At 61.5% G+C, this 11,722-nt stretch carries 10 protein-coding genes; 8 read left to right on the forward strand and 2 right to left on the reverse strand.

Annotated features, from left to right (window positions below; all coding sequences use genetic code 11):
• Positions 1-21: 21 nt before the first annotated feature.
• The 3 genes from AC1DUP_RS21145 (at position 22) to AC1DUP_RS21155 (ending at position 2,990) form a co-directional block, all read left to right on the forward strand.
• Positions 22-804: a 3-hydroxybutyrate dehydrogenase gene (locus AC1DUP_RS21145; RefSeq protein ID WP_477834199.1), complete on the forward strand. Its 783-nt coding sequence runs from the start codon at positions 22-24 to the stop codon at positions 802-804.
• A 126-nt stretch (positions 805-930) separates the two neighbouring features.
• Positions 931-1,830, forward strand: a complete 900-nt coding sequence (locus AC1DUP_RS21150; RefSeq protein WP_477834201.1) for a DUF2092 domain-containing protein — start codon at positions 931-933, stop codon at positions 1,828-1,830.
• Between the two features lie 869 nt (positions 1,831-2,699).
• The gene (locus tag AC1DUP_RS21155) at positions 2,700-2,990 is read left to right on the forward strand and encodes a hypothetical protein (RefSeq protein ID WP_477834203.1); all 291 of its coding nucleotides are present in this window, start codon (positions 2,700-2,702) and stop codon (positions 2,988-2,990) included.
• 104 nt (positions 2,991-3,094) lie between these two features.
• On the opposite strand, the gene AC1DUP_RS21160 is transcribed toward AC1DUP_RS21155, so the two are convergent.
• Both AC1DUP_RS21160 and AC1DUP_RS21165 read right to left on the reverse strand, forming a co-directional pair.
• A complete protein-coding gene (locus AC1DUP_RS21160) occupies positions 3,095-3,493 on the reverse strand; it encodes a TetR/AcrR family transcriptional regulator C-terminal ligand-binding domain-containing protein (RefSeq protein WP_477834221.1) in 399 nt (132 codons plus the stop codon).
• Positions 3,442-3,735 (reverse strand): TetR/AcrR family transcriptional regulator, encoded by a 294-nt coding sequence (locus tag AC1DUP_RS21165; RefSeq protein WP_477834205.1) that lies wholly within the window; start codon positions 3,733-3,735, stop codon positions 3,442-3,444. The genes AC1DUP_RS21160 and AC1DUP_RS21165 overlap by 52 nt, the downstream gene beginning before the upstream one ends.
• Before the next feature lie 230 nt (positions 3,736-3,965).
• On the opposite strand from AC1DUP_RS21165, the gene AC1DUP_RS21170 reads away from it, so the two are divergent.
• The 5 genes from AC1DUP_RS21170 to AC1DUP_RS21190 are packed head-to-tail and all read left to right on the forward strand — an operon-like array spanning position 3,966 to position 11,161.
• Positions 3,966-5,030: an efflux RND transporter periplasmic adaptor subunit gene (locus AC1DUP_RS21170; protein ID WP_477834207.1), complete on the forward strand. Its 1,065-nt coding sequence runs from the start codon at positions 3,966-3,968 to the stop codon at positions 5,028-5,030.
• A 1-nt stretch (position 5,031) separates the two neighbouring features.
• On the forward strand, positions 5,032-6,129 hold the full coding sequence (locus tag AC1DUP_RS21175; protein WP_477834209.1) for an efflux RND transporter periplasmic adaptor subunit: 1,098 nt from the start codon (positions 5,032-5,034) through the stop codon (positions 6,127-6,129).
• Complete coding sequence (locus AC1DUP_RS21180) at positions 6,126-9,179, forward strand: efflux RND transporter permease subunit (protein ID WP_477834211.1); 3,054 nt, start codon at positions 6,126-6,128, stop codon at positions 9,177-9,179. The genes AC1DUP_RS21175 and AC1DUP_RS21180 overlap by 4 nt, the downstream gene beginning before the upstream one ends.
• 1 nt (position 9,180) lies before the next feature.
• Positions 9,181-10,458, forward strand: a complete 1,278-nt coding sequence (locus tag AC1DUP_RS21185) for an alpha/beta hydrolase (protein WP_115038661.1) — start codon at positions 9,181-9,183, stop codon at positions 10,456-10,458.
• 40 nt (positions 10,459-10,498) lie between these two features.
• Positions 10,499-11,161: a TetR/AcrR family transcriptional regulator gene (locus AC1DUP_RS21190; protein ID WP_115038659.1), complete on the forward strand. Its 663-nt coding sequence runs from the start codon at positions 10,499-10,501 to the stop codon at positions 11,159-11,161.
• Positions 11,162-11,722: the final 561 nt, after the last annotated feature.

Here is an 11,722-nt window from a genome sequence, read left to right on the forward strand (position 1 = left end):
CGCAACTGAAAGGAACTATCCATGTCTCGATTTGTTGGAAGAGTGGCTGTTATCACCGGAGCCGCGAGCGGCATCGGCAAGGAAATCGCGCTTCGCTTCGCGGTCGAAGGCGGCATTCCTGTGATCGCCGACCTCAATCTCGACGCAGCGAACGCAGCGGTCGCCGAGATCAAGAGCAAGGGCGGCGACGCCTTCGCCGTGGCGATGAACGTCGCCGACGAGGAGCAGGTGGAAAAGGCCGTTGGCGAGGTGGTCGCCAGGTTCGGCAAGATCGACGTGCTGGTCAGCAACGCCGGCATCCAGATCGTCAAGCCGCTGGTCGACTTTCCCTTTGCGGACTGGAGAAAGCTGCTTTCGATCCATCTCGAGGGCGCCTTTCTGACCACCCGCGCCTGCCTCAAGCACATGTATGCCGCCAACTATGGTCGGGTGATCTACATGGGTTCCGTGCACTCCAAGGAAGCCTCGAAGTTGAAGGGCCCCTATGTCACGGCCAAGCACGGGCTGATCGGACTGGCCAAGGTACTGGCAAAGGAGGGAGCCGAGCACAACGTCACGGCCAACGTGGTCTGTCCCGGCTTCGTGCGCACGCCGTTGGTCGACAGACAGATCCCCGAGCAGGCGCGGGAGCTCGGCATCAGCGAGGAGCAGGTGGTCAAGACGGTGATGCTCAAGGATACGGTCGACGGCGAGTTTACCAGCACTGACGATGTGGCCGACGCCGTTCTCTATTTCGCGGCGGCCAAGTCCAATGCCGTGACAGGTCAGTCGTTGGTCGTGAGCCACGGCTGGTTCATGCAGTAGGATCGATTTCGGACAGACGGACGACACCCGTTGCGGCGCTGCGACAGTAACGCTCCAGCACCCGGGCTCTATCTCGCGACGAGCCACAGTGAGCTCGCGCTATCTCGTTCTTGAATATCAAAGGAAATGAACATGGAAGTCTGTAATGGTTTGCGGAGGGCCTTCTTGATGACCCGGCGACCATCTGTCGCCACCAGTCCGTCTGTTGACGGCGCAAGCGTGCGCTGCGTGACCGCGATACTGCGGAATGCGCTCCGGACTACCGCGCTCGGCATGATCATAGGATTCGCCGCGCTGCCGATAGCCCGAGCGGATGAGCCGAACCCGCCCGTAAAAAAAGCGGTCAGCGACGAGGCAGCGACCGTCGTTTCGCAGATGGGAAAGACGCTCCTTGCCGAGGACCTGACGATCACGGCGAGAACAATCAGCATTTACCTGGATCAGTCCGGGCAACCGCTTCACATCTTCCATACGATGAAAATCACCGTGCGTCGTCCTGACCGGATCGCCGTCGAGTTCAACGGCGATGACGGCAAGCACGATCTGTTCTAMGACGGCAAGGCGGCGTCGGTCTTCTTTCCCGACAGCAAGAACTACGCCACGATCCCGGCATCGGGCGACATACCATCTGCGCTCAACGAGGCAGCAACCAAGCTGAACGTCGATTTTCCGCTCGGCGTGCTTTTTGCAGCCTCTCCGGACAAAGTCCTGTTGAGCGATGCCATGGCCGCCTGGCAGGTGGGCACGGCTACCATCGACGGGGTCGAGTGCACGCATCTGTTTTTCTCTCAGAAGTCCGGCATCGATCTCGAATTGTGGGTTGAGAACAATGGCGCTGCGACGCCGCATCGTCTGGTCGTCACCTACCCGTTGCTTCAGGGGCAGCCAAGCTTCGTCGCCGAATTCACCAGTTGGCAGACCAAGTCCCCTCTGTCCGACTCCGAATTCACCTTTGAACCTCCCCCCGGTGTGAGAAAGATCGATCTGACATCAGCCGTCGCGTCGGGAATGGAAGGAAGCAAGTGATGAACTATCTGAAGCGCACCTGCTTTGCTTTTCTCGCTTTGACGGCCATCACATCGGACGCGGCTTTCGGTCAGTTTGCGCCGCCGCCAGGTGGTCCGCCGCCCCTGCCGTCTGGAGGACCACCCCATTTCCCGTCGGGAGGGCCGGGCGGGTTCCCACGTCCGCAGATAGGCCGAACCCCGCGTCCGCCGATGGCCCATGGCGGCCCGCCGATAAGCGCCCAGAACCGTCCGCCGGCGAACCCTCGTACTCGTATGCCAAATGTCGGTGGCGCAAAGGGGCGATTGTCGGAAGGACCCGGCCGTGGACGGGGCAGTCTGTCCGGGAACATCCGCAACACGGTGAATTCGGGCGGTAACATCAACGGCAACCGCACCTTCATGAACTCCACAGGCAATATCGTCGCAAAGGACTCAGGCAACCTCACCGTCAGCAACTCAGGCGATCTAAAGGTCTCTGGCAACAGCAACGGATACTTTGGCCGCGGATACTATGGCCGCGGAGATCACGGCCGCGCTGACTATGGTGGCGGAGACTATGGGCGCGGATACGGCCGTGGAGACCATGGCCGCGCAGAGTACGGCGGTGGAGACTATGGCCGTGGATACTATCGCCGCGAAGCCTACGTCCTTGGCGGGTATGCGGCAGGCGTCGCCGTCGGTGCAGCAGCAGCTTCGAGCACAGGCGGAACGACGTATTCTTCCTATGGAGATCAGTCTGGATCCACGACGAGTTCCTCTGGCGTAGCGTCCGCGAGTTCATCCCAAGGCAGCGGGGGCTCTGCCAACGCGGCGTCGTCGGGTTCGCATCACGGCGGCACTTCGGGTTCGTCTCTCGCCAGGTCTTCAGGCTCTTCCGGCGGGATATATGTGAACTCTTCCGATCAGAGCCGTTCGAACCCGACCGTCGGCGGCGGCGGAGAGGGCGGAACGAACCAGCACAGGGGCGGGGATAGCAGCTCCCAGTCTGTGAATCCTCTGATCGTTGGCCTGTTTGAAAGCCTGCCGCCGGAGGGCGCGGCATGGACGTCCGAAGATGCGGTCGGCTGGCTTCAGGCCGCTGCCGCCAATCTGCGGATCGTCTATAAGATCCAGGAAAATATCGTGGTCACGGGCGACGTTCCGCCGCCGAATTATGGTCGCCGGCCTGGCGGGAATTAGATTCCGCTCGGCACGGGAGGCAAGGCCGGATGTCGCATGAGGCATCCGGCCTTGCCACGCATCGAAGAATGCGAAGCTCCGTCCGCTCTGACACAATTCACCAATCAGCATCTGTGTTCCGAACGCTGCATGAGCCCGCTCATCACGAGGTCGATGTGCGCCTCAAGAAGCGCCTTGCCGTCGAACGGTGTTCGATCCGCAAACATGAGACGCCAGACGGCAACTTGAAAAATCAAACTCGCGAGCACGTCCCGCGCAGAGGCCGCCGCGTGATGGCAAAACTCTCCCGATTTCACGCCTTGCTCGATCAGGCTCGCGAGGGCGGCAAGCGTCGGCGTGATGAAGCGGCCATGATAGCAATCGACCGCTTGGGGAAAGCGAGTGCCTTCGGCGAGGGACAGGCGCAGGAGGTCTCCAGTCTTCCGGTCGTTGGCCGTGCTTTCATAGGAGATCAGCAGGAGGCCTCGTATCCGGTCGGCGCAGGATCCACGAAGGCTGCCGATGGCGGTTGAAAGGTCCGCGGATGACGTCGAGGCGTGGCGAAACGTTTCCTGGAAAGAACTTCCTTGGTCGGGAAATAGAAGTAGATCGTTCCCTTTGTTATCCCCAGTCGGGCTGCGATGTCTTCGACACGCGTCGCCGCATACCCCTCCGCAGCGAACTGCTCGAACGCGGCCGCCAGTATTTCATCAGGACGCCTCGCCTTGCGCTCCGCCCTCGATGTCTTCTTTTCAACTCGTTTCATCACATCCCATTGAATTCTTTTAGGATATCCGGAGACACACCTTTGGTGGCCCGCTCAGGATCCTTGGTGGGGGCGCGATCTGCAGTGGCAGCCGCGATTTGACCGTACCCGCACATCTTGTCTTGATGTTGCGTGTGTCAACATATTTCAACTAGGTATGTTGACATCGTCCACTTTACCCATTAAGTGGGCGTTGTCAACATCGGGCGATGGCCTGTTAGGAGCAAAAAATGCAGTCCTTTCGATTGCTGGGAATTGGCCTCGCCTGCGCAGTTCTGGCTGCCTGCGAAGAAAAAGCTGAAGTTGCGCCGCCGCCGCAGCAGGTCCGCGTCGTCGCGGCCGCCGAGGCTCAATATCAACCGGGTGCGGAAATCACCGGCGAGGTGAAGGCGAGGGTTCAGACTGAACTCTCCTTTCGCGTGAGCGGCCGGGTTCTCGAGAGAAGCGTCGACGTCGGGTCGCATGTCCACGCCGGCGACGTCCTCGCCCGGCTCAACGACACGGAACAGCAGGCGGACGTCAGCGTCGCCCGTGCCGCGCTTGCGTCGGCGCAGGCCGTCGTTGCGCAGAAGACGCTCGCCTTCGACCGGGCGAAGTCGCTCCTGCAGTCGCAGGCCGTTCCGAGGGCTGTCTTTGATGATGCCCAGAAGGAGCTGCTGAGTGCACAGGCTTCCCTGGAGGCGACCGAGGCCGCGCTCGCGACGGCCGAGGACGCCCTGTCCTACACCGAACTGAAGGCCGCCGCGGACGGCATCATCACGGCGCGCGGCATCGAAGCCGGGCAGGTGGTTTCAGCAGCGCAGTCGACCTTCACGCTCGCCCATGACGGGCCACGAGACGCAGTGTTCGACGTCTTCGAGGCGTTCTTTCTGGATGGCCGGCCGCTGAACGACGTCGAGGTCGCACCGGTGTCCGACCTTGCGAGCGACGTCCACGCCAGCATTCGCGAGGTCTCGCCCGTCATAGACGCGAAGGCAGGCACGATCCGGATCAAGGTGGGGCTCCAGGACGGCGCGCCATGGCCGCTCGGAACGCCTGTCGTGGGCAAGCTGCGCGCCTCGCCGCGCGACGGAATCGTGCTGCCCTATACCGCGATCGCATCAGCCGGGGGCGAACCTGCCGTGTGGCTCGTTGACACTCAACACCAATCCGTTTCGCTCCGTAAGATCTCGGTCGACCGATATCGCCAAAGCGATTTCGTCGTCACCGGCGGCGTCGCCGCACAAGACCTGATCGTCACCGAAGGCGGAAAGTTCCTCAAGGAAGGCCAGGCCGTCGCCTGGGAAGGCAAGTGAGATGACCCTCAATCGCATATGTACCTCTCTCCCGCTTCTTCTGTCAGTGTCGCTGCTTGCAGGCTGCGATCAGAGCTCCGTCGCCCGGGAGGAGACGGCTCCCCGCCCTGTCAAAGTCGTCATGGCCGCGGCCGAACAGGACAAAATCGTAAGTTTGCCGGGCGTGGTCCGAGCCCGCATCGAGACCGACCTAGCGTTTCGGACGCTCGGGCGAATGGTGTCTCGCAAGGTCGATGTCGGCGACCTTGTGCACAAGGGCGATGTCCTGGCGGAAATCGATCCGCTCACTCTGCAGCTCGCGGTCACGAGCGCGGAGGCCGAACTCCGCAACGCCCAGGCGCAATTGGAGAACGCCGCGACGACGGAAACCCGCAAGCGAAGGCTCGTACAGAGCAATGCGGCGAGCGTTGCCGATCACGATCTTGCCGAACAGCAGCTCAAATCGGCTACCGCCAATGCTGCGAAAGCGACGGCGAGCCTTGCGAAGGCGCGCGAGCAGCTAGGCTACGCCGAGCTGAAAGCCGAGTTCGATGGCGTCGTGACCGCCACGTCCGCAGAAATGGGCCAGACCGTTTCCGCCGGCCAACCGGTCTTGAAACTGGCACGCCTCGAGCAGCGCGACGTGGTCGTCGACGTGCCGGAAGCGCAGTTCAGCAGCATTCGCCTGGACGACCGCTTCAACGTCGCCCTCCAGCTCGACAGCAGGATCCAGGCGACTGGCGTGGTCCGCGAGATTGCACCGCAGGCCGATCCCAATACCCGCACCTATCGGCTGAAGATCGGGATCGATCAGGCGCCGGACATCTTCCGGCTTGGCGCCGTGGTCACTGCGACGCCGCTTGTCGGAGAAAGGAAGCAGGCGATCACGCTGCCGCTCTCCGCCATCCGCCATAAGGGCGGTACCAGCCAAGTATGGGTGGTTGATCGCTCGACAGCAACTGTCGCTCCGAGAGCGGTTGAACTGGAAGGTCCGGCGTCTGCCCCCCGTTCTGTCCGGGTTCAAGCGGGCCTGCGGGAAGGAGAAGAGATCGTCATCGCCGGAGTCGATGAACTCACCGCTGGACAGAAAGTGCAACTCGGACAGGAGCCACGCCCGTGAATAAATTCAACCTTTCTGACTGGGCGCTCGAGCATCGTTCTCTCGTCTGGTACTTCATGATCATGTTCGCGGTGGCGGGCGCCTTTGCCTATCTCGGGCTCGGCCGCGAGGAGGATCCGTCCTTCACGATCAAGACGATGGTGATCCAGGCCCAGTGGCCGGGCGCTTCGGCCGCGGAGGTGACGCAGCAGGTTACCGACCGCATCGAAAAGAAGCTGCAGGAACTGGACAACCTTGAACATACCCGCAGCATCACGACCGCCGGTCAGACGACCGTCTTCGTCGACCTGTTGCCGGACACCAACGCGCGCGACGTAAAGCCCACCTGGTCGCGCGTCCGCAATCTGATCGACGATATCAAGCACGAGTTCCCTCAAGGCGTGGTCGGCCCCTTCTTCGACGACCAGTTCGGCGACGTCTACGGCAACATCTTCGCTTTCACGAGCGACGGCGGACTTAGCCAGAGGGAACTGCGCGATTTCGCGGAGAATGCCCGGACGCAGATCCTCAAGATTGCCGACGTTGGCAAGGTCGACATCGTCGGTGCGCAGGAGGAGGTGATCTACCTCGAATTCTCCACCCGCAAGATCGCCGCCCTCGGCATCGACCGTTCCGCCATCATCGCCACGCTGCAGGCGCAAAACGCCGTCACCCAGTCCGGATTTATCGAAACAGGACCGGAGCGGGTCGCCTTGCGGGTCGGCGGGCGGTTCATCTCCGAAGACACGTTGCGTGGAATCAATCTTCGGGTCAACGACCGCTTCTTCCCGCTGACGGACGTCGCCACGATCACCCGCGGCTACGTCGATCCGCCGACGTCGCTGTTCCGCTTCAACGGAAAGCCGGCCATCGGGCTCGCGATCGGCATGAAGACGGGCGGCAACCTGCTCGCCTTCGGGGAAACGCTTGAAAAGACGATGAGCAAAATCATCGAGGAGCTTCCCGTCGGCGTCGCCGTCGAACAGGTCTCCGATCAGCCAAAGGTGGTCGAGGAGGCTGTCGGGGGCTTCACCAAGGCCCTGTTCGAGGCAGTCGCCATCGTACTCGCGATCAGTTTCATCAGTCTGGGGATGAGGGCCGGCCTGGTGGTGGCGATCGCGATCCCGCTGGTTCTCGCCATCACTTTCATGGTCATGTTCTACACAGGCATTTCGCTGCAGCGCATCTCGCTGGGAGCTCTGATCATCGCGCTCGGCCTTCTCGTCGACGACGCCATGATTGCCGTCGAGATGATGGTGGCGCGACTGGAAATGGGCGACAGTCTCACGAAGGCCGCCACCTACGTCTACACATCCACGGCCTTCCCGATGCTGACCGGAACGCTGGTGACCGTCGCGGGCTTCATCCCCGTCGCCTTCAACAAGAGCAACGCAGGTGAGTTCACCTTCACGCTCTTCGTCGTCATCGCGGTTTCACTCGTCGTTTCGTGGGTCGTCGCGGTCGTGTTTACACCGCTAATCGGTGTGACCATTCTGCCGAAGACGTTGAAGAAGCATGCCGAGCACAAGGGTCGGTTTGCCAGGGCGTTTTCGAGCCTCCTGCAGTTCTGCCTGCGCTGGCGCTGGATGACCATCGTCGCGACGGTCCTTCTCTTTGCTGGATCGATCGTCGGCCTGTCGATGGTGCAGCAGCAGTTCTTCCCGAGTTCCGACCGCCCGGAACTGATCGTCGACTGGAACCTGCCGCAGAACAGTTCGATCGCCGAAACGAGCCGCCAGATGGCCCAGTTCGAGCATGAGATGCTGGCTGGCAACCCTGGCATCGAGCATTGGTCGACATACGTTGGCAGGGGTGCGCCGCGCTTCGTTCTTTCCTTCGACGTGCAGCCGGCTGACGTTTCTTTCGGCCAGACGATCATCGTCACCAAAGGACTCGATGTCAGGGACAAGCTGAAGCGGCAGATGGAGGCGTACCTTCAGAAGACCTTTCCGGGAACGGACGCGTACGTGAAGCTGCTAGACATCGGGCCGCCTGTTGGAAAGCCGATCCAGTACCGTGTGTCCGGAGAGGACCTGCAGACGGTGCGCACTCTTGCACAGAAGCTGGGGTCGATCGTCGGCACCGATTCGTCCCTCAGGAACCTTGCCTTAAATTGGAACGAGCCTGCCCGCGTGGTGAAGATCGACGTGCTGCAGGACAAGGCCAGACAGCTCGGGGTCTCGTCGCAGGACATCGCGATGGCGCTCAACACTGTCGTACAGGGGAATGCCGTGACGCAGGTCCGGGACGACATCTATCTTGTCGATGTCATCGGCCGGGCCGCGGAGAAGGAGCGTGGCTCGATCGACACCCTGCTTGACCTGCAACTGCAGAGCAGCAGTGGTCAATCCGTGCCGCTGTCTTCCGTCGCGACCTTCCACTACGAACTGGAACAGCCGACGATCTGGCGGCGCGACAGAGTTCCGACCATAACGGTCAAGGCCGGGATTGGCGATGCCACGCAGCCGGCGACAGTCGTCAAGGCGCTCTCCGAAAAGGTTGCGGCATTCGAGAAGACACTCCCCGCCGGGTACTCCGTCAAAGTCGGCGGCGCAGTCGAGGAAAGCGCCAAGTCGCAAGGCCCCATCGCGAAGGTGGCCCCGGCCATGTTCGTCATCATGGCCACGCTCCTCATGATCCAGCTTCAGAGCTTCCACAGACTGTTCCTGGTCTTCTCGGTCGCACCGCTGGCTCTCATCGGCGTCGTCGTGGCGCTTCTCGCCAGCAACTCGCCCCTAGGATTCGTGGCGCTGCTGGGCGTACTCGCGCTGGTCGGCATCCTGATCCGCAACTCCGTGATCCTTATCGTGCAGATCGAGGAGTTGCGCACAGAGGGAATGTCGGCGTGGAAGGCCGTCGTGGAGGCGACCGAGCACCGCATGCGGCCGATCATGCTCACCGCCGCGGCCGCAACGCTCGCCCTGATCCCCATCTCGCACGAGATCTTCTGGGGTCCGATGGCCTACGCGATGATGGGCGGTATCGTCGTCGGCACGGCGTTGACGCTTCTCTTCCTGCCTGCGCTCTACGTCACGTGGTTCCGGATTCCCCGCGAAGTGGAGCAGAACTGAGATGACAACATTCCTCTCCTATCCCCGTGCCCGGGGTCCCGCCGGGCATGGATTCGCCAAGGCGTTTGGTGGCCGCGTGGGGCGGGCGGTTCCGGTTTTTTTGGCTCTATCGATCGTTGCATCGGGCTGTGCCGGCCGGGTGCAGGATGTCCTCCAGCCTCTTGCCGTGGCTCCGACCGGCACCACTCGGATCACCATGCTGGTCGCCACGACGCGCAAGGCTTCGGAGGATCCCGGCAAGCTCTATTCCGGGGACCGCGGGACTGCGATCTCCCTCAACAGTGTCGACGTATCCATTCCGCCTGACCGGAACCGCAAGATCGGAGAGGTGCAGTGGCCGTCGCGGATGCCGCCCAATCCGCAAAAGGAGTTTGCGGTCACGCAGATCGCCAAGGTGCAATCCGAGGGCCAGGCTTTCGACTGGTACCGGAAGAACAGAAATTCAAAGCATCAGGTCATCATCTTCGTTCATGGATTCAACAACACCTACGCCGACGCGGTCTTCCGGTTTGCGCAGATCGTCCATGATTCGGGGACGGACGCCGCGCCGATCCTCTTTACCTGGCCGTCACGGGGACGTGTGTTCGACTACCTCTACGACCGGGAGAGCGCCAACTATTCACGCCGCGCTCTGGAGGATCTGATCCTTCAGGCTGCGAAAAGTCCCGACGTCTCCGATGTGACAATCCTCGCGCATTCAATGGGCGGCTGGCTTGCCGCGGAAGCGCTGCGCGGCGTCGCCATGAGAGAGAAGTCCATTCCTGCGAAGGTCAAGAACGTCGTTCTCGCATCGCCGGACATCGACATCGACGTGTTCCGCCGTCAGTTCACTGAAATGGGACCGAAGCGGCCGCACTTTGCGATCCTGACATCGACACGCGACAAGGCCCTGGAGGTTTCCGGCTGGCTGTCGGGTGGCGTCAACCGCCTTGGCGGATCCGATCTCAGACCCTACGCACCTCTTTTCGACGAACTCGGTGTTTCCGTCATCGACACGAGCGCGATCGCCACGAACGATTCACTCGGTCACAACGCCTTCGCCGACAGCCCGGAGATCGTGCGCCTGCTTGGGCGGCGGCTGGCCGGGCAGAGCCTGGATGGCGGGAAGGCAAGCGCGGCGGACCAGATCGGCGTGACTGCCGCAAACCTTGCAGGGTCGGCGACGCGTCTTGCGGTCGCGGCCCCAGTCGCTGTCATCAGCCCGGAGGCACGGGAGATCCTGAAGGAGGAGCTCTCCTCCGACGGCGCACCGATCAGGGACGGGCAGATTGCGTACTGAATCATGGCCGCCACCAGCAAGGATTTGTCAGGATAGGAAGATGGAAACAGCCAAGAGCGCGAGGCATCGGCCGGGAACAGACTACGCGCCCCTGATCGTGGAAGCCGGCACGGCCGCGTGTCGGCTGTACGGGCCAACGAAGACCAACGTCGCTGACATCGCCCGGCTTCTTGGGAAATCCCCGGCCAGCGTCTACAAGATATTCCCCTCCAAGGCCGCGGTATGGGATGCCATCGCCGAAAACTTCCTGGAGACCACTCTGCGCGTCCCCGCGCTTGCCATTGACGAACGAGGCGACGTGGCGAGCTGCCTTGAGGAAGCCGCTCTCGGCCATCATCGGTTGATGTCAGAGGCACGCGATGGCGACCCCCGAATGTTCAGCCTTGTTGTTCTCGCTGCAGAAGGAACTTGGCCGTCATTCCTGCAGTATCTCAACGGACTCAGGGCCGACGTGGGGAACTTGATCCGCGCCGGAGTCACGCGGGGAGAATTCGCGCCAAGCAATGTCGACGTTGCGGCATCATGCTTTTGCGCGTCAGTCATCTCCTTGTGGGATCCACGATTGATAGGAGCGCCTTCGAGCCCGCACGGCACATCCGTGAATGCCCTCGTTTCGTTTGCAGTAGCGGGAGTTCGCAATCATCCCGGCTGTCGCAGCGACCTGAATGAACACACTGGCAATATCGTTCGATGTCATGCATGACGTCGCGCGGGTTCAGGGTTGACCTTTGAATGCCGGGTTCAACGATAATGCCGATCAACGCCGAGGTTCATAGGGAGGCGATGTCTTGCACGGGTTCACACAGCAGCCTTCGACCTCCATGAACCTTGCGGACCGCTAGTTGCTCTGTAACTTGCGGTCGCGCGATTTATTCGCATGCCTCTTCAGAAGAGGCACCCGTCATTGGGATCAAACTGCTGTTTCGAGAAATATCCCGATACCAGGACCTGGGCCGGGGCGTGATAATCGTCATTACCACCAGCCGCGAGCTGCGTTTGCTCTACTCGTCGAAGCGCTGCGTTTCAAAGGCTGACGCTCGCTCATCACTTATCAGGCCTTGCAGAGAATCATAGACATGCCCAGCCCTTATTGGGGGTCGGCGGTTCGGATCCCATATGTGGACGGCCCCCGACTCGCAAGATATTTTGAGATGATTTGATCTGATCGCTTGCGTCCATATGTCCGGCCTGTTGTGGCGTTCGCGCATGAACGCTGGCCAAGATGGTTTCCGCAACACAGGTCCCAGACATCAAGGCGGCCTTG

The sequence above is a fragment of the Rhizobium sp. 01L419 genome (genome assembly GCF_056400025.1).